15 protein-coding genes are annotated in these 18,849 nt (G+C 61.2%); 9 read left to right on the top strand and 6 right to left on the bottom strand.

Going from position 1 to position 18,849, the window contains the following annotated elements; translation table 11 throughout:
* Positions 1-87: 87 nt before the first annotated feature.
* Both ABVN21_RS13620 and ABVN21_RS13615 read left to right on the top strand, forming a co-directional pair.
* Positions 88-1,128, top strand: a complete 1,041-nt coding sequence (locus ABVN21_RS13620; protein WP_339553299.1) for an AraC family transcriptional regulator — start codon at positions 88-90, stop codon at positions 1,126-1,128.
* Entirely contained in the window at positions 1,125-2,939 is a 1,815-nt protein-coding gene (locus tag ABVN21_RS13615; protein WP_339553300.1) for an ABC transporter ATP-binding protein, read from the top strand. The genes ABVN21_RS13620 and ABVN21_RS13615 overlap by 4 nt, the downstream gene beginning before the upstream one ends.
* Before the next feature lie 3 nt (positions 2,940-2,942).
* On the opposite strand, the gene ABVN21_RS13610 is transcribed toward ABVN21_RS13615, so the two are convergent.
* The 3 genes from ABVN21_RS13610 to ABVN21_RS13600 all read right to left on the bottom strand — a co-directional run bounded on the left by ABVN21_RS13610 (position 2,943) and on the right by ABVN21_RS13600 (position 6,358).
* Positions 2,943-3,896, bottom strand: coding sequence for an alpha/beta hydrolase (locus tag ABVN21_RS13610; protein ID WP_339553315.1), 954 nt, complete (start codon positions 3,894-3,896; stop codon positions 2,943-2,945).
* Positions 3,897-4,076: 180 nt separating this feature from the next.
* Positions 4,077-5,075, bottom strand: a complete 999-nt coding sequence (locus ABVN21_RS13605) for an NAD(P)H-quinone oxidoreductase (RefSeq protein WP_339553301.1) — start codon at positions 5,073-5,075, stop codon at positions 4,077-4,079.
* A 68-nt stretch (positions 5,076-5,143) separates the two neighbouring features.
* Positions 5,144-6,358, bottom strand: a complete 1,215-nt coding sequence (locus tag ABVN21_RS13600; RefSeq protein WP_339553302.1) for a YbfB/YjiJ family MFS transporter — start codon at positions 6,356-6,358, stop codon at positions 5,144-5,146.
* A 114-nt stretch (positions 6,359-6,472) separates the two neighbouring features.
* Here ABVN21_RS13600 and ABVN21_RS13595 point away from each other — a divergent pair, with 114 nt between their 5' ends.
* Positions 6,473-7,363 carry a LysR family transcriptional regulator gene (locus tag ABVN21_RS13595; protein ID WP_339553303.1) on the top strand — a complete coding sequence of 297 codons (891 nt, stop codon included), beginning with the start codon at positions 6,473-6,475 and terminating at the stop codon, positions 7,361-7,363.
* 71 nt (positions 7,364-7,434) lie between these two features.
* Here the strand turns inward: ABVN21_RS13595 and ABVN21_RS13590 are convergent, their stop codons facing one another.
* Positions 7,435-8,157, bottom strand: a complete 723-nt coding sequence (locus tag ABVN21_RS13590; RefSeq protein ID WP_339553304.1) for a pirin family protein — start codon at positions 8,155-8,157, stop codon at positions 7,435-7,437.
* 295 nt (positions 8,158-8,452) lie between these two features.
* Between ABVN21_RS13590 and ABVN21_RS13585 the strand changes: the two genes are divergently transcribed.
* Both ABVN21_RS13585 and ABVN21_RS13580 read left to right on the top strand, forming a co-directional pair.
* Positions 8,453-9,403, top strand: a complete 951-nt coding sequence (locus ABVN21_RS13585; protein WP_339553305.1) for a GlxA family transcriptional regulator — start codon at positions 8,453-8,455, stop codon at positions 9,401-9,403.
* 160 nt (positions 9,404-9,563) lie between these two features.
* Positions 9,564-11,036 (top strand): winged helix-turn-helix domain-containing protein, encoded by a 1,473-nt coding sequence (locus tag ABVN21_RS13580; RefSeq protein ID WP_339553306.1) that lies wholly within the window; start codon positions 9,564-9,566, stop codon positions 11,034-11,036.
* Here ABVN21_RS13580 and ABVN21_RS13575 read toward each other — a convergent pair.
* The gene (locus ABVN21_RS13575) at positions 11,001-13,805 is read right to left on the bottom strand and encodes a winged helix-turn-helix domain-containing protein (RefSeq protein ID WP_339553307.1); all 2,805 of its coding nucleotides are present in this window, start codon (positions 13,803-13,805) and stop codon (positions 11,001-11,003) included. The genes ABVN21_RS13580 and ABVN21_RS13575 overlap by 36 nt on opposite strands.
* A 313-nt stretch (positions 13,806-14,118) precedes the next feature.
* Between ABVN21_RS13575 and ABVN21_RS13570 the strand changes: the two genes are divergently transcribed.
* From ABVN21_RS13570 to ABVN21_RS13560, 3 genes are all read left to right on the top strand, one after another.
* Entirely contained in the window at positions 14,119-14,694 is a 576-nt protein-coding gene (locus ABVN21_RS13570) for a flavodoxin family protein (RefSeq protein ID WP_339553308.1), read from the top strand.
* Between the two features lie 34 nt (positions 14,695-14,728).
* Entirely contained in the window at positions 14,729-15,553 is an 825-nt protein-coding gene (locus ABVN21_RS13565; RefSeq protein ID WP_339553309.1) for an alpha/beta hydrolase, read from the top strand.
* 74 nt (positions 15,554-15,627) lie between these two features.
* Positions 15,628-17,070 carry a catalase gene (locus tag ABVN21_RS13560; RefSeq protein ID WP_339553310.1) on the top strand — a complete coding sequence of 481 codons (1,443 nt, stop codon included), beginning with the start codon at positions 15,628-15,630 and terminating at the stop codon, positions 17,068-17,070.
* A gap of 289 nt (positions 17,071-17,359) precedes the next feature.
* Here ABVN21_RS13560 and ABVN21_RS13555 read toward each other — a convergent pair whose 3' ends face one another.
* Positions 17,360-17,761, bottom strand: coding sequence for an AraC family transcriptional regulator (locus tag ABVN21_RS13555; protein WP_339556873.1), 402 nt, complete (start codon positions 17,759-17,761; stop codon positions 17,360-17,362).
* Positions 17,762-17,918: 157 nt separating this feature from the next.
* Between ABVN21_RS13555 and ABVN21_RS13550 the strand changes: the two genes are divergently transcribed.
* On the top strand, positions 17,919-18,839 hold the full coding sequence (locus tag ABVN21_RS13550) for a LysR substrate-binding domain-containing protein (protein ID WP_339556874.1): 921 nt from the start codon (positions 17,919-17,921) through the stop codon (positions 18,837-18,839).
* The last annotated feature ends 10 nt before the right edge of the window (positions 18,840-18,849 follow it).

Below are 18,849 nucleotides of genomic sequence, written 5' to 3'. Positions count from 1 at the left end.
GTGGGCTGGGCGGTTGTCCTATGCCGAAACTGTTCAACGGCACTGGTGTTTTTTGCCATTTCGGATACTGGGGAGCGAAGCGTTCACATGCGGGAAAAGGATTCGGTGGCCGCCTACTTCGTGCAGGCAATGATCCACGGGATGGGGGACGATTCGCAGCGCGTGCGGGCGGTGCTTGAACAGGCATGCGTCGATCCGGCAGTGATGCAGCAACCTACGGCGCGGGTCTCGGCCAACGCGTTTGCAGCGTTATGGCTGATCCAGATCCGCGAGTTGAACGACGAGTTCTTCGGGCTCGACTCCCATGGCATGCCGCCGGGCGCATTTGCGCTGATTTGCCGGGCATTGATTCAGGAACCTGATCTGCACAAAGCCATGCGCCAGTGCCTGGTCAATTTCGGACTGTTCCTGCGCGACTTTCGCGGCACGCTGACCGTACGCGGCAAACGGGCGGTCATCAGTCTGGAGACCCATTCCACTGACATCGATGCCAGCCGTTTTGGCGAAGAAACGTTTTTGGTGTTGATGATCAGTTTGCTCTGTTGGCTGGGTGGTCGGCGCATTCCCATCGACCGTGCGGATTTTCGCCATGAGCGCCTCTCACTCAGCGACGACCGTTTGCTCTGGGGACCCAACCTGACCTTCGGCGCCGGGCGCACTGAAATCGAATTCGCCAGTCACTACCTGCGTCTTCCTGTGGTTCAGGATCTGGCGTCGCTGAAAGTATTCCTGCGCACTGCACCGCAATGGCTGGTGATCCGCTTCCGCAATCAGCATGGCCTGGCATCGCTGGTGCATCAGCGTTTGCGCAGCAGCCATTACAGTGACTGGCCGACCTTGCAGGCCTTCGCCCTCGAACAACACCTGAGCCCCAGCACCTTCCGCCGAAAACTCGAGCGTGAGGGCTGTTCTTACCAGGAGATCAAGGACGAAGTGCGCCGCGCAGTGGCCTTCGAGCAATTGCGCGAAAGCCGCGCGAGCATCAGTGACATCGCCGAGCAGCTCGGTTTTCAGGAGCCGAGCGCGTTTCATCGGGCGTTCAAGAAATGGACGGGGGAGAGCCCGGGGCGGTATCGGGCGCGGTTTCAGGGCGAGCGGGTTGAGGTATTGGTGGAGCAAGGGGAGTGAGCCCTGTCTTTGAGCGCTTCACTTCGCTACTCGACCAGTCCCGCCGTGCACTTTTGCTCGTGTGGGGCACCTCTCGCGGTTTGTTTCTCGGCCTGGTAGTGGCAACGCTGATCGCCGGGGTACTGCCCGCACTGGCGGCATGGCTGGGTCAGCGCATCGTCGATGCCGTGGTGTTTGCCATGCAGTTGCATGCTCAGCAGGGGAGTGCTCCGTTGTGGCCGGTGGTGCGTTATGTGTTGTTCGAGGCCGGGGTGCTGGCGTTGCTGTCTGCCACCCAGCGTGCGCTGTCGGTCCAGCAGTCGCTGTTGCGCGTGCAGTTGGGGCAGAAGGTCAACACGATGATTCTGGAAAAGGCCCAGACGTTATCGCTGGTGCAATTCGAGAATTCCGAGTTTTACGACAAATTGGTACGGGTGAGGCGTGAAGCGTCGACCCGGCCGCTGGCGCTGGTGATGAAGTCGCTGGGGCTGATTCAGAACCTGATTGTGCTGATCAGCTTCGGCGTGTTGCTGGTGCATTTTTCGCCGTGGGCGCTGGTGCTGTTGGTGGTGGGTGCGTTGCCGGTGTTTTTCGCCGAGGCGCATTTTTCCGGCGATGCCTTTCGCCTGTTCACCCGCCGCGCGCCCGAAAGCCGCCAGCAGACTTACATCGAGACGTTGTTGTCCCACGAGGCCTATATCAAAGAGGTCAAGCTGTTCGGTTTTGCGCCGCTGTTGTTGAAACGCTACCGCGAAACGTTCGCCCGGCTCTACGCCGAAGACCGGCGCCTGACCCTGCGCCGGGACAGTTGGGGTTTCGTGCTCGGACTGCTAGGCACCGGCGCTTTTTACCTGGCCTATGCCTGGGTGGTGGTCGATACGGTTCAAGGCAACATCACGCTCGGCCAGATGACCATGTACCTGGTGTTGTTCAAACAGGGGCAAACGGCGGTGAGCAGCAGTCTGAGCGCGATCAGTGGTCTCTATGAAGATGGGCTCTACCTGTCCAGTCTGTATGAGTATCTGGCCGAACCCGTGGTGACCGACACCGGCCATCTCACCGTCGGCGCGGTGCCCGGGGACGGGTTACGTTTCGAGAACGTCGGCTTCCGTTATCCGGGTGCCAACCGCGCCGCGCTGGAAGGCATCGATCTGCATCTTGTACCGGGCCGCAGCGTGGCACTGGTGGGGGAAAACGGCTCGGGCAAGACCACGTTGATCAAACTGCTGACCCGTCTGTACCGCCCCGATCAAGGGCGCATTCTGCTGGACGGCAGTGATTTGCAAAGCTGGGAGGAAGACGCGCTGCGGCGGCGTATCGGTGTGATTTTCCAGGATTACATTCGTTACCAGTTCTCCGTGGGCGAGAACATCGGCGTGGGTGACACCCTGGCGTTCAACGATGAACAGCGCTGGCACGAGGCCGCCGCCGAAGGTATGGCTGCACCATTTATCGAGCGTCTGGATCGCGGCTACGCCACACAATTGGGGCGCTGGTTTGCCGGCGGGCAGGAACTGTCCGGCGGGCAGTGGCAGAAGATCGCGTTGTCCCGCGCGTACATGCGCCGCGACGCCGATATCCTGATTCTGGACGAACCGACGTCGGCGCTTGATCCGGCGGCGGAAGCGGCGGTGTTCGAGCATTTCAGCCAGCACACCCAAGGCCGCATGACGCTGCTGATTTCCCACCGCTTTTCCAGCGTGCGCAACGCCGATCACATCATTGTGCTGGATCAGGGCGCAATTCTTGAACGCGGTGACCACGACAGCCTGGTGGCGGAGGGTGGGCGCTACGCGCAGCTGTTTGACCTGCAGGCGCGCGGCTATCGATAAGCCTCAGGAGTCCTGATTGCCCCGTGAGCCCGTTGGCCCGGCGATCTGCGGTTTTGCTCGCATCAAGCCTTCGATTGCCTGGCGATACTGGGAGCCGCCCAGGCTCATGCTGTTGTTGTGCGTCCCGCCGGGGACCAGCAACAGACGCTTGGGCTCGTTGGCCGCATTGAATAATTGCTGGCTAAACCGCGATGGCATGAACGGATCGGCCAAACCGTGCACCACCAGCAGCGGCATGTCGATGTCTACGATCTTGTCGATGGAGTCGAATTTCTGCGACAGCAGCCAGCGTACCGGCAACCAGTTCACGGGAAGGTTATTGCCGGCCACTTCTGCCACGGCATCGCCCAGCGAGGTGAAGGTGGATTCGATCACCAGTCCGCGTACCGGCACCGCGATACGTTCCTTTTTCGCCTGCGCGGCGAGGTCTGCGGCGAGGTCGATGGCCACCGCGCCACCCAGGGAGTGACCGTAGATCAAGCGCTTGCTGGCGTCCGGTTGCATCGCGGTGAAGCGTTCCCAGGCGGCTCGGGCATCTTCATAAACGCTAGCCTCCGACGGCAAGTCACCCTTGCTTTGGCCAAAGCCGCGGTAGTCGATTGCCAGCACCGAATAGCCCATGGCGCGCAGTTGTTCGATGCGGAACGCTTGGCCGGTGAGATTCCAGCGCACGCCATGCAGGTACAGGATCGATGGTGCATCGCGACGCGCGGCCGGCCACCACCAGGCATGCAGGTTTTGCCCAGCCTTGAAGCTGGCGGGCTTGATGTCGAATTCCTGCACATCCTGCGGCAAACCGCGATACCAGCCTGCCGTGCCGGGTTCGATACGGAACAATAACTCGCGCTCCTTGTACTTGAGCGCGCCGCAACTCACTGGCAGGCCGACGACCAGAGCGGCCATGCACAGTAACGGCAGCCAGCGTTGGCGCAGACGAGTGAGGAAGGCAGAGGGCATCAAGTGGTCCATTGGCACAGACATGAAGTTCGCGTTTTAACAGATGCGTGCGCGGGGCGGGGAAAAATGCGACTTGTGGGAGTGAGCCTGCTCGCGACAGCGCAGCGTCAGCCGACATAAAATTCGGATGTGCAGGCCTGTTCGCGAGTCGGCTCGCTCCCACAGAGGTTCGTGCGGCTGTCAGTCCACGCGCAATACGATCTTGCCGATGTGATCGCCTGCTTCCATCCGCGCATGGGCCTGTGACGCTTCGGTAAGCGCATAAACCTTGTCGATCATCGGCAGGCAACGCCCGGCCGCCAGCACGGGCCATACGTATTCACGCAACTGTTCAGCGATCGAGGCTTTTTCTTCCCGGGTGCGTGGGCGCAGCAGTGAACCGGTGACCGTGGCACGTTTGGCCATGATCGCCAGCAGGTCGACGTCTTTGGCGTGTGCACCTCCGAGGAAGCCCAGCATCACCACTCGACCTTCCATGCCCAAGGCCGCGATATTCTGGTTCAGGTACGAACCGCCCATGATGTCGAGGATGACATTGACGCCTTTGCCAGCGGTTTTTTCCTGAATGACCTGGACGAAATCCTGTTCGCGGTAGTTGATCGGCTCGGCCCCTAATTGGCGGATCGCCGCACACTTTTCCTCACTGCCTGCCGTGGCAAATGCCTTGACGCCGAACTCGCGGCACAACATCAACGCGGTGGTGCCGATGCCACTGGTGCCGCCGTGGATCAGCGCTCGCTGGCCTTTGCTGGCGCCGCCCATCTCGAACAAATTGGCCCACACGGTGAAGAAAGTTTCCGGGATCGCGGCCGCTTGCACCCAGTTCATGCCTTCGGGAATCGACAAGGCCTGACTGGCGGGAACCACGCAGTATTGCGCATACCCACCACCATTGGTCAGCGCACAGACCTTGTCGCCAACGATAAAGTCGCTGACGCCCGAGCCAACGGCGACTACTTCACCGGCCACTTCCAGCCCCGGGATCGGGTTCATGCCGGGCTTCATCGGGTACTTGCCCGCGCGTTGAAGCACGTCCGGGCGATTGACCCCGGCGGCGTGCACGCGGATCAGTACTTCACCGGCGCCTGGCGCAGGGACCGGTACCTGGCGCGGTTGCAGGACTTCAGGAGCACCGGGTTCGGTGATTTCAATCAGGGTCATGTCTTTAGGCAAGTTCATTTCATATACCTGTGGGCAACGAGTTCTGTAGATGAGACCGCGCTGTCACGCGGAGAATCAAAAGATCTTCATGGGCAACTGACCTGAACAAGTTGCTCAGGTCGACTCAACAAACGCACACCCAACTCCAACAACAACGCCACAACTATCGCCCCGGCGGCGATCACGAACATCAGCGCATGGTGGCCGCCGCTGGCGTTAAACAGGGCAGAGTAAGCGAACCCGGAAATGGCCTGGAGAGTGGCGAAGGACACGGTGGCGCGACTCCACACGACCTGTTGTTGATGATGCCCGGGGACCAGTTCGTGAACCCGCGCCAGTGCCAACGGCACGATCCCCGGCGGAAACGAACCGAGGATCAACGCCAGCAAGGCCAGCGCAGTGAAAGAGTTGGAGACAGTCAGCAAAGCCACTGCAATCGCCTGTATGACCAGCACCAGACGAATACTCGGCTTCGCCCCCAAATGGTCTGCCAAAAAGCCATAGCTCACCGGCCCGACAATCGCGCCGATGCCGTACATCACCCAAATCAGCGCGCCGACGTGTTGCCCGGCACCGAGGCCGCGAGCCACGTAATCCACCAGGAACACCATGGCCGGCACCAGTCCCGCCGCCATGAGCGCGTACTGGGCAAACAGCAAGTACACACCCGGGTTTGTCCTGGTCGACGCGGCATTGGCCGTTGTTGTCGTCGTTGCATGGGGCGTAGCCGACGGCCAGCCAAACCAGCTGATAGCGGTCAAGATCAATGCCAGCAAGCCGAGGCCGAGCCAGGTTTGTTGCAGGCCGAGGGTCAATAGCGGCGGGACAATTGTTCCCGACCCCGCGATGCCCAACCCTATGCCGAGAAAGATCGCGCCACTGGCCAGGCCTTTGCGCGAGGCCGGCACATGGGGCAACACTGTCGCCGCCACCAGCACCATGATCGCGCCACCGGCAACGCCCGAGAGCAAGCGCCAACCGAAAAACCAGCTCACCGACAACGGAAACGCACAGGCGAAAAACGACAATGTCACCGCCAGCATCATCAATCGCAGCGCGGTTTTGTTGGACGTCCGCCGCGCCAACGGATGGCCGATCAGTGCACCGATGAGGTAGCCCACCAGGTTCGCGGCGCCGAGGTACACCACGTCGCTGGCGGAAAACCAATGGGCCTGGATCAGCGAAGGGATTAACGGTGTATAGGCGAAGCGAGCCAGGCCAATGCTGACCAGGCTGGCGCTGAGACCGGCGAATATGGGCAGCCAGATTGCGCTGCGTGGGTCGTGCGTTGCGCTGGGCATGAGGGGGCGTCCTGCAGGTTTTGATTGGAGCCCAGCATAACGAGGTTTGTTGATGCGCCTGTGCAGCGAATTCACGCTACAGTGATGCATAAACGCATCAACGAGTAGAGACCAATGAATTGGGATGACGCACGGGTATTCCTCGCGGTCTGTCGCGAATCAACGTTGCGTGGCGCCGCGCGAGTGTTGGGTGTCGATCAGGCCACAGTCGGCCGGCGAATCACGGCGCTGGAAAAGTCATTGAACGCGACGTTGTTCCTGCGTACTTCCGAAGGCTATGCGCTGACAGCCGTAGGCGAAGCGGCGATGCGTGCCATCGAGAAAATGGAGCATTCGGCACTGGAGCTGGAGCGGCGTATCCAAGGCCTTGATGATCGCCTGACAGGCACCGTGCGGGTGACCACCACGGACTCGATGGCCATTGATTTCCTGATCCCGGCCATCGCTCGTCTGCATCAGCGTCACCCCGACGTACGGGTGCAACTGGATGCCTCGACACAAATCCTCAGCCTGGCGAAACGTGAAGCCGATATCGCGGTGCGAAATACCCGACCGGATAACCCGGACCTCATTGCCCGGCGAATCGCCCGTTGGCCGGTGGGGCTGTTCGCTTCGCAAGCATATGTGGATGCCCACGGTGTTCCCGAGCCGGGATCAGCGTTCGAAGGGCATGATCTGGTGGTGTATCAGCCGTATTTGCAGAGTGGCAAGGACCTGACGCTGGTCAGTGAGCCGCCGGGTCGCGGGCGGATTGTCGCCAGCCTGAGTTCCGGCCTGTTGGTGCGTCGCTCCATTGCCGCAGGGATCGGGATCGGGGAAATTCCGGTGTACGTGGGCGAAAAGGATGGGCTGGTGAGGTTGTGGCCGGAGCGCACTCGGCCGTTACCGTATGACGTGTGGCTGGTGACCCACGCGGATTTGCGGCATACGGCGCGGGTTCGCGTGGTGATTGATGAGATTGTCGAAGAGTTTTGTGGGAGCGAGCCTGCTCGCGATGGACGTTAACGATAACGCGTGCTCTCTGGAAAAAACGCGTTGTCATGACCTCCATCGCGAGCAGGCTGGCTCGCACAGGGTTATGGCATTTCCGGCAGCTCTTGCGGACGCAGATCGAACACCAGCACTTCGGCATCCACGCCGTTGCTCAAGGTCAGCAACTGTTCCTGGCGAACCCGCACGCCGTCGCCTTCCTGCAATGCCACGCCGTTCAGTTCGACGCGACCGCGAGCCACATGCACATAGGCGTAGCGATCGGCGGCCAGCTCCAGCGTGGCACTCTCCTTGCCATCGATCAGTCCGGCATACACCCGTGCGTCCTGGCGCACTTTCAGCGAACCCTTGGCGCCGTCGGGGGAGATGATCAATTGCAGGCGACCGCGTTTTTTCTGGGTGCTGAAATGCTCTTGCTGATAGCGGGGTTTGGCGCCGCTGACTTCCGGGACAATCCAGATTTGCAGAAAGTGCACCGGCCGCGAGTCCGAGTGGTTGTACTCGCTGTGCGCCACGCCGCTGCCGGCGCTCATCAACTGTACATCGCCGGGACGAATCACCGAGCCGGTTCCTAACGTGTCCTTGTGTTCCAGAGCACCTTCGAGCACGTAGGAGAAAATCTCCATGTCACGGTGTGGGTGCTGGCCGAAGCCTTTACCGGCCGCCACGCGGTCATCGTTGATCACCAGCAGATCGGAAAATCCCTGCTCTTTCGGATTGCGATAGCTGGCGAAGGAAAAGGTATGGAACGACTTCAGCCAACCGTGATTGGCCAGGCCACGATCCGATGCTTTGCGAAGGGTCAGCATGATGAAATCTCCTGTGGGGACGTTGACTCGTCCGAGTGAGGAGAAGGTTAATGTTTACTGGTGGATGCAATAAGTAGATGAAAATTGAAATACTGTCTCGTTAAGGTTGACAGTAATGAACGACGACGCTGGCGCTACACTTCGCCATAATGCCCATCAATGCCGAACACAATCTGTAGGTGCGCCCGCGATGGCGACCTCGCAATCGATGCAAATCCCGCTGGCCCCGTCGCCAGCACGCCGGCTCCTACAGGGATGGGTGTTTTCTTACTATGATTCCAGTGATTTTGAACCCATGAAAACCGTGGCAATGGTGCTGTTCCCCGACTTTCTCCTGCTCGACATGGCCGGTCCGATGGAGGTGTTTTCCATCGCCAACCGCTATCTCAGACCCGACGACCACTATGTGCTGACAACCCTTGGCACCGAGCCCGGCGCACTGCGGGCGTCCAATGGCGTGAGGGTGCTCGCGGACATGCCTGTCGATCAGGCCTGCGATGGCTTCGATCTGCTGCTGGTGCCCGGCGGCCCCGGTGCCTACAACGAAAAACATCCGTCGTTGCTCCAGTGGCTCAAGCACAACGTCAGTCGATCGACGACCTATGGCTCGATCTGCACCGGGGCGTTTGTGCTGGGCCACGCCGGTCTGCTCGATGGCTATCGGGTGACCACCCACTGGCATTACACCGAACGGTTGCTCAAGGCATTCCCCATGGCGAGGGTCGAGACCGACCAGATTTTCGTCCAGGACCGCAACCTCATCACCTCCGGCGGCGTCACCGCCGGCATTGACCTGGCGCTGGCCGTGGTTGCCGCAGACCATGGCAAGAAAGTCGCCCAGGACGTGGCCAAAGTGTTGCTGGTGGTGATGAAGCGCCAGGGTGGTCAGGCGCAATTCAGCCCGTTGATGGCGGCGGTGGCCCCCTATGAAACGGCGATAACCCGGGTGCAGAACCATGTGCTCGAACGCCTGGACGAAGCCTTCAGTGTCGAACGCATGGCCAGTCTGGCCGCCATGAGCCCGCGCCATTTCGCCAGGGTCTTCGCCCGGGAAGTGAACATGACGCCCATGGAGTTTCTGCAAAACGCGCGCATCGACTGCGCCAGGAACCTGCTGGAAACCGGTGACTTGCCGCTCAAGACCGTTGCGTTCAAAAGTGGCTTCGGCAGCGTGCGCCACATGCGTTTCCTGTTCAGTGAAAAGCTCGGCCTGACCCCGACCCAATACCGCGAGCAATTCAGCTAGCGCCCTTGTCCGTTGTGCGCACCGTATTGACCGTGACGCTCCCCCCGTGATGGTTGAATCGTCACCGGGGCCTGCCAAGATACCTGTGTACTCATTGCAAGGAAGGTACGGAGCCTGGATGGACTCACGTGCCGAGCAGGTTTCCGGCGGGTGACGACGCATGAATAGCTTCAGAGATATCAATAGCGACACGGTGCTGCACTTCGGCCCCTACGCGTTCCACGTCAATCAACGGCTCGTGCTGGAAGGTGATCAGCCGCTGCGCCTGGGCGGGCGGGCGCTGGATATTTTGCAGGTGCTGGTCGAGCATGCAGGCTCGGTGGTCAGCAAGGACGAACTGATTGCTCAGGTCTGGCCGAGAACGGTGGTCGAGGAAATCAACCTGCGCGTGCACATTGCTGCCCTGCGTCGGGCCTTTCGTGATGGACAAAACGGCCACTGCTACATCGTCAATATCCCCGAGCGTGGCTACAGCTTTATCGCGCCGGTGCAGGCGATGGAAGTCACGCCTTTCACCCTCGACGCCCTTCATAAAACTCCACATAACCTGCCGGCTCGACTCACGTCGGTCATAGGACGCGATGCAGTCGTTGGCAGTCTGGTGCGGCAGTTGCCGGGGCGCCGTTTCATGACGTTGGTCGGGCCGTGTGGCATCGGCAAGACCACTGTGGCGCTGCGTGCCGCCGAATTGCTGGTGCAGCACTATCGTGATGGCGTGTGGTTGGTGGATCTGGCGATGATCGATGACACGGCGCAGGTCCTCGATCATTTGAAGCGCACGTTGGAGCAGGACGTCGGCGCGACCCTGGACACGCTGGGACGATGGCATGCGTTGCTGGTCCTCGACAATTGCGAACACCTGCTCGAAGGCTGCCGTACGCTGATCGAGGAGCTACTGATTTCGGCACCCCGCCTGTCGATTCTCGCCACAAGCCGCGAACCGCTGCTGGCGACAAACGAAACACTCCTGCCTTTGCCGCCGCTGCTGGTGCCGCCCGTGTCGGCATTGCGCAGTCTCGATGAGGTCATGGGTTATTCGGCTGTGCAGTTGTTCGTCAGCCGAGCCCGCGCTCGTCAGCAAGGATTTGCCCTGCGTGAGCAGGACCTCAACGCCGTGCGTGAAATCTGTCGGCGACTCGATGGATTACCGTTGGCGATAGAGCTGGCGGCGGCGCAGATCGATGCGTTGGCGCTGGTTGGTGTGCAAGCGCAACTGGATAACTGTTTTCAGATGCTGACCCAGGGGCGGCGAACGGCGGGCCCGCGACACAAGAGCCTCAAAGCCGCCCTCGACTGGAGCTACGAGCGGCTAAGCCCGCTGGAGCAAACGGTTTTGCAGCGTCTGGCGGTGTTCAAGTCCGCGTTCACCCTGAACGCGGCGATGGGCGTGATCAGTTGCGCGACGGTGTCGCCATCCAGTCTGGTCAGCGTATTGGAATGCCTGACGCTAAAGTCGCTGCTGTCGCTGGAGCAAGTCCGCGGCGTGACGCGCTACCGTTTCCTCAATACCACCCGCTGCTATGCCCTGGAAAAACTCGAACAGAGCAGGGCCTTGCGCACTGTTGAAATGCGCTGCGCCAGCCTCACACCCCGGCCATCAAACCGGCAGGTGACCCTGCAGCTCGCCGAGTAAACATTTCACAGCAACCAGGTCCGGCGTGGCATGGCCTTCGGTGAATCGCTGGTAGATCGGCGTCAGTAACTCATGGGCTTGTCGGCAGCGGTCCTGACGCTGCCAAAGCCGCGCCAACGAGGTGGCGCTGCGTAGCTCCCACGCCAGGGCGCCCTGGGCCTTTGCCACATTGAGCGCCTTGATCAGCACGGTCTCGGCGGCACAATTTTTCACCGGGCAATCAGCGGCCAGCAGCGCATCGGCCCTGGCCCGCAGAATCTCCGCGGTACTCCAGCCCGCCGCGCCGGTCTCGGCGCGTTGCAGCAAATCGTCATCGACGAAGCCGCTGTCGAGGGTCACCATGATTTCCTTGACTAAACCCACACCCGGACGAGGTAGCGCATCGGCCTCGGCACTGTCGATGACCAGCGCATAGTGTCGAGCCCACGTATAGAACAGCAACACCGAGTGTTTCTGCGCCTGTTCCAGCAGCAGGCGCAAGAGTTCGCGGGCAGTCCGGGTGTCGCCGTTGTACTGGGCGATCAGGCAGCCAGACAGCGCCAGGGTGTAGCAGATGGACGTGCCGTGGTTGATCTGCAGCGCAACGTCCAGCGCCTGCCGGGCCGTCCGCCAGGCTTGCTCCGGTTGACCCTGTATCCAGAGGATGCGGGCGAGGATGGTCAGGGCGGCGACGCTCTGATCGTATTGCACGCCAAACCCGTGGGTAAAGCGGTTGAGATGGCCACTGTGGGCCATGCGCTGGATCACCTCTTCGGCGTTCATCCGCGCCCGCTGCTGATCGCCGGCAAAGTGCAGGGCCAGCACCCGCAGGCGATGGGTGCTCAGGGACAGCATCGCATCACCGTGCAGTCCGAGTCGGTCGAATTGCTCGCTCTGTTCGAGGGCCATTTGATAGTGGCCGCAACTGAGGTTGACCGCCAGGTGCCCGGAGACGGCGCGCAGTTGTCCAGCCAGGTCATTGCAGTCATTAGCCAGGGTCCGGGCACTGACGAAGGCTTCAATGGTTTCGGCGGTGCCGCCCTGGGCGTGGTAACAGGTGCTGCCGAGGGCCAGTTTCAGGGTCATTTGCAGACGCGGGCAGGCTTGGGGCGCAGCGTCGAGTAGCGACAGGGCCTTGCGTACATAACCGCCGTACTCGTTGAGCAGTGACAGTTCCTGCCACAGTGGCGTGGACGTCGCGGTCAGGCGGATTGCCAGCGCATGCGGCCCCTGTGCCGACAGTCCCCAGTCGAGCGCGGCGCGAATATCTTCCAAGCTTCGGGCATAACGCTCGATCCACAGGCCGGTGGGGATGTGTTCCCAGTCATTCTGTGCCTGCTGCATCAGGGCCAGGCAGCGCTCGGCGTGGCGTTCGCGGGTGGCGGGCAGTTCAGCGGTCTGTTCGAGCTTTTCCAGGGCGTAGCTGCGGGTGGTGTCGAGCAGGCGGTAGAACACCTCTTCGTCGCCGACGTCGACGTTGAGCAGCGATTTGGCCACCAATTGCGTGATCGAGCCGAACACCTCGCGAGGTTCGACGTGTTCGCCAACGATTACCGCTGCTGCCGATTCCAGGGTAAAGCCACCGCAGAAGATGCCCAGTCGGCGCAGGCAGGTTTGTTCACAGGCACTGAGCAGATTGAAGCTCCAGTCCAGCGTCGTGTGCAGGGTTTGATGCCGGCCCAGGGTGGTCTGACTGCTGTGGGTGAGCAGGCGAAAACGTTCTTGCAACTGCGTCATCAAGCCGCTGAGGCCAAGGCTCGCGACTTGCGCGGCCGCCAGTTCGAGCGCCAGCGGAATGCCGTCGAGGCGCCGGCAGATATCGATGACCAGCGGCAATTCGGCATCGGTCAATTCAAAGCTGTCGTGGTTGGCCATCGCCCGCTCGACGAACAATTGCAGTGCGGAAAAACTCAGGGCCTGGGCGCGGTCCAGCACGGCAATCGGCGGCGGGCAGTCCAGTGATTCCAGGCGCTGGACGTACTCGCCTTCGGCCCGCAGGCTCTCGCGGCTGGTGGCCAGGATATGCACCTGCGGCGCGCCACGCAGCAGGTTTTCACAGAGCACTGCCACGCTGTCGAGCAGGTGTTCGCAATTGTCGATGACCAACAACATCTGCCGTTCGCGCAGGAACGCAGCGAGGCTGTTCAGCGGTTCGCCCTCGTGCAGGGACAGGTCGAGCAATGTCGCCAGTTGCCCAGTGATCACCGAAGGTTCGCTGATCGGCGTCAGGTCCAGCAGGCGAATGCCGTCGCGGTAGCGGCCGATCAGTTGCTCGGCGACGCGCAGGGCGACGGTGGTCTTGCCAATGCCGCCGGGGCCGACGAGGGTGATGAAGCGCTGGCGCGGCAGTTCCGTCACCAGGCTGTCGACCAGCACCTGGCGACCGATCAGGCGAGTGCGGCGCAAGGGCAGGTTATGGCCGTTCGAGACAACGGCGTCACGTTGCGGACCTTGCTCGATGTGCTCCAGCGAGCACGGCGCGACAAAGCTGTAGCCGCGCTGGGCCACGGTGACGATGTAGCGCTGGCCGGCCTGACCGTCGCCGAGAGCTTTGCGCAAGGCGGCCATGTGCACCCGCAGGTTGATCTCTTCCACCACGCTGTCGGGCCAGATTTCGGCCATCAGCTGTTGCTTGCTGACCACTTTCCCGGCGTGCTCCAGCAGGATCAACAGGATGTCCATGGCTCGCCGACCGAGGCGCAGGGGCCGGTCGGATTCCATCACCAGGCGTTGTCCCGGATAGATCCTGTAGGGGCCGAAATGCACAACCTGTTCGGGGGCGAGGGTCAACGGGTTGCTCCTGTATACATGCGTCTGGAATGCGGTTTTCGAGCATATTCCTCAGGTTTTTGCCGCTGTGCAACGTGCCGCGCGGGTAAAGGTCGGTGGTGCGTATTGAATGATGTGTAACAGGCAAAGGCTCGTGGCCCCGTGAACATTGGACGAGAACGCAGAACCCGGGTTATCGGGGTTTATGGCGTGGCAGAAAAAATTAACAACGTTTAACTCGTCCTGCGTCCTGTCTACGCCCAAAACTCTGCCTCTTCAACTTCCACTGATCATGTGGGAGAGAGCAGGCTCGCTACCAAAAAGGACGCCGGAAATGAGCAACGTGGTGGTGGTTTATCACAGCGGATACGGACACACCCGGGTCATGGCCGAAGCCGTCGCCCAGGGTGTGGAGCGGCACGCGGGCAGCACCTGTCGGCTATTTGCGGTGGAAGACGTGGACGAACACTGGGCGTGTTTGCACAACGCCGACGCGATCATTTTCGGCGCGCCGACCTACATGGGCAGTGCTTCAGCGGCCTTCAAGACCTTCATGGAGGCCACGGCGGCGTTTTACCTGGCGCAGCCTTGGCGCGACAAATTGGCCGCCGGTTTCACCAATTCCGGCTGCCTGTGCGGCGACAAACTCAACACCTTGCTGCAGATGGCGGTGTTCGCCGCCCAGCATTCGATGATCTGGGTCGGCCTCGACCTGTTGCCCGCGCGTTCCGCCACGGGCGTGTTCGACGGGCAGATGAACCGGCTGGGCAGTTCGTTGGGCGCCATGGCCCAGTCGAATGTCGAGCAGTCCCCCGATCTGGCCCCGCCAGCCGAGGACCGGTGCACCGCCGCGCACCTCGGCGAGCGCGTGGCGCGGCTGGCCGAGCGTATGGGCCGCGCATCCGATTGATTCACCCCCACCTTAAAACAAAGGAGCACGCCACATGAGCACGTTCACCACCCGCGACGGCACCGAGATTTACTTCAAGGACTGGGGCACCGGTCAGCCGATCATCTTCAGCCACGGCTGGCCGCTGAATGCCGACAGTTGGGAGTCGCAGATGTTTTTCCTCGCCTCCCAGGGTTACCGCGTCATCGCCCACGACCGCCGGGGTCATGGTCGTTCCAGCCAACCGTGGTTTGGCAATGACATGGACACCTACGCCGATGACCTCGCCCAACTGATCGAACACCTGGACTTGCAAAACGTCGTGCTGTTCGGCTTCTCCACTGGCGGCGGCGAAGTGGCGCGTTACATCGGTCGCCACGGTACCGGCCGGGTGGCCAAGGCCGGGCTGATTTCCTCGGTGCCGCCGCTGATGCTCAAGACCGAAGCCAATCCCGGCGGCCTGCCGATCGAAGTGTTCGACGGCATTCGCCAGGCGTCGCTGGTGGATCGCTCGCAGCTGTACAAGGACCTCGCCAGTGGACCGTTCTTCGGCTTCAACAAACCTGACGCGAAACCGTCCCAGGGCATGATCGACTGGTTCTGGATGCAGGGTATGACCGCCGGCCACAAAAACGCCTACGACTGCATCAAGGCCTTTTCGGAAACCGATTTCACCGAAGACCTGAAGAAATTCGACGTGCCGACGCTGGTGGTGCACGGCGATGCCGACCAAGTGGTGCCGATCGAAGCGGCGGGCATTGCTTCGGCAGGATTGGTGAAAGGTTCTACGCTGAAGGTCTACCCCGGCGCGCCCCATGGCTTGACTGACACTCACAAGGATCAGCTCAACGCCGATCTGCTGGCGTTTTTGCGGGGTTGACGTACCCCGGCGCGGGCGTAGATCCGCGCCGGACCTTGCTCCTGATGAGCAGCCATCCATCGAGAAGAAGGCCCATGAAAAAGCTGACCAATGCCACCGGCGCTCCGGTGGCCGACAACCTCAATATCCAGACCGCCGGGCCCCGTGGTCCGGCGTTCCTGCAAGACATCTGGTTGCTGGAAAAGCTCGCCCATTTCGACCGTGAACTGATCCCGGAACGACGCATGCACGCCAAGGGCGCGGGTGCCTATGGCACCTTCACCGTGACCAATGACATTACTCGTTACACTAAAGCCAATATTTTCAGCTCAGTGGGCAAACAGACGCCGCTGTTCGTACGGTTTTCCTCGGTAGCCGGTGAGCGCGGCGCCGCGGATGCCGAGCGCGACATCCGTGGTTTCGCGGTGAAGTTCTACACCGATGAAGGCAACTGGGACATCGTCGGCAACAACACCCCGGTGTTTTTCTTCCGCGACCCGCTGCGTTTTTCCGACCTCAATCACGTGGTCAAGCGCGACCCGCGCACCGGCCTGCGCAACGCCACTAGCAACTGGGACTTCTGGACCCTGCTCCCCGAGGCGCTGCACCAGGTCACGATCGTCATGAGCGATCGCGGCATTCCCACCAGTTTCCGTCACATGCACGGCTTCGGCAGTCACACGTTCAGTCTGATCGACCGCGACAACCAGCGGGTCTGGGTGAAATTTCACTTTGTCTGCCAGCAAGGCATTGAAAATCTGTCGGATGCCGCAGCGGCCGTGGTGGTCGGCAATGACCGTGAGAGTAATCTGCGGGACTTGTACGAGAGCATCGAGCAGGGGCATTTCCCGCGTTGGAAGTTGTGCATCCAGGTCATGACCGAAGAGCAGGCCAACAGCTACCGTCACAACCCGTTCGACTTGACCAAAGTCTGGCCACACGGCGAGTTTCCGCTGATAGAAGTCGGCACCATGGAGCTCAACCGCAATGCCGAAAACCACTTTGCCGAAATCGAGCAAGCGGCGTTTTCCCCGGCCAACGTGGTGCCCGGCGTCAGCTTCTCGCCGGACCGCATGCTCCAGGCGCGACTGTTTTCCTATGGTGATGCCCAACGCTATCGCCTGGGGGTGAACTTCAATCACATTCCGGTCAACGCACCGCGCTGCCCGCATCACAGCTATCACCGTGACGGCGCCATGCGCACTGATGGCAACCTGGGTGGCACCGCCAGTTATTTCCCGAACAGTGTGGGCGAATGGGAGGATTCGAAGGAGCTGTCTGAGCCGCCGCTGCCGCTGGAAGGCTTCGCCCAGCACTACGACCATCGGCTCGAAGAGGACCATTACGAACAGCCAGGCAATCTGTTCCGCCTGCTCGACCCGGCGCGCCAGCAACTGCTGTTTGAAAACACCGCGCGGGCCATGAACGGCGTGCCGCAATTGATCCGCCAGCGGCATATCGACAATTGCACCAAGGCTGATCCGGCTTATGGTCGGGGAGTGGCAGAGGCCTTGGAGCGCCTGGTTCCGCTGGGGTAAAGACGCGCATGCCTTATAGGAGCCCGGCTTGCTGGCGATGGCGCCCATGAAATCGCCATCGCCGGCAAGCCGGGCTCCTACGGTTTTGCGGCGGTCCCAATTCCGGAATAGGCCCCCGATCCGTAGGAGCCGGCTTGCCGGCGATGGCGCCCATGAAAACGCCATCGCCGGCAAGCCGGGCTCCTACAGGTTTTGCGGCATTCCCAACTCCGGAATAGGCCCCCGATCCGTAGGAGCCCGGCTTGCCGGCGATGGCGCCCGTGAAATCGCCATCGCCGGCAAGCCGGGCTTACAGGGCGCGAACTTCCCGGCAGCGCCAGGCAAACGGGTTGATGCCTTCACTGCGGGTGAACATGTGGCAAAAATGCGCCTGGTCGCAGAAGCCGCATTCAAGGCTGATTTGCGTCAGGCTCAGGTCGGTGTGCCTGATCAGTAGCTTGGCCCTGGCGATGCGTTGTTGGCGAATCCATTCCTGAGGCGAACAGCCGGTGCTGCACTTGAACGCCCGGGAGAAATGACTGCGCGACAGCGAACAGGCCTGCGCCAGTTCCGTCACTTGCAGGGTTTCGTCGAGGCGATCAAGGATCAGGCGTTTCACCAGCCGTTCACGCTGCGGACTGAGGCCGCTGGCGTTTTTTCCTGGTGTTTCTGCGACTGTCGCGCGGGCGGCGTTTTGCTGGAAGTGAGCCATGGCGAATGTCCGTGTCGGTAGGATTCATTCTTGAACTCCAGGGCGCTGGCTTGCGAGTTAAACGTTGTTAATTCCTCGTCCACGGCAGGCAGTCTTGGGTAAAGTCAGACACAATCATTGCCCCGCGCCTGGCTCAACACACAAGGGAACCGTGCCTATGAACCGAAACGATTTGCGTCGCGTCGACATGAACCTGCTGGTGATTTTCGAAGCGCTGATGTTCGAGAAAAACCTGACCCGCGTTGCGGAAAAACTGTTCATGGGCCAACCGGCCGTGAGTGCCGCCTTGGGGCGGTTACGCGATCTGTTCGACGATCCTTTGCTGTTGCGCAACGGTCGGGGCATGGAGCCGACCGGGCGGGCACTGGCGATTCTCAAGGAGCTGCAACCAGCAATGGACACCATCTCCGGCGCCGTCAGCCGGGCCAAAGAGTTTGATCCGGCGACCAGTTGCGATGTGTTTCGCATTGGCCTGTCGGACGACGCCGAGTTCGGTTTGTTTCCACCATTGCTGAGCAAGCTGCAGGAAGAAGCGCCGGGCATTGTCGTGGTGGTACGCCGGGCCAATTACCTGCTGATGCCGGCGTTGCTGGCGTCGGGGGAAATTTCCGTGGGCGTCAGCTACACCACCGACCTGCCGGCCAATGCCAAGCGCAAGAAGCTGCGTGATATTCCCTGCAAAGTGCTGCGCGGCGACAAGCGACCGGGAACGCTGACCCTGGATGAGTATTGTGAGCGGCCGCATGCGATGGTTTCGTTTTCCGGGGACCTGAGCGGCAATATCGATCTGGACCTGGCCAAGGTCGGCCGGACCCGCCGTGTGGTGTTGGGGGTTCCGCAGTTCAGCGGTTTGCGCGCGTTGCTTGCAGGGACTGAGATGATTGCGACGGTGCCGGATTATGCCGCTTGTGCGTTGGTGGAGGGGTGTGGTTTGCGGGCTGAGGATCCGCCGTTCGAGATTGAAGCGGCGCAGTTGTCGATGGCGTGGAGCGGGGTGCATGACAATGATCCGGCGGAGCGGTGGTTGAGGTCGCGGATTGGTCAGTTCATGTCGGAGCCGGTGGCGGTTTTGGCTTGAACGTGGCGGC

The sequence above is a fragment of the Pseudomonas sp. MYb327 genome, assembly GCF_040438925.1.
Taxonomy (GTDB): Bacteria; Pseudomonadota; Gammaproteobacteria; order Pseudomonadales; family Pseudomonadaceae; genus Aquipseudomonas.
Note: the sequence above shows the minus strand (reverse complement) of the source record. Positions and strands in the feature narration are given on the sequence as shown.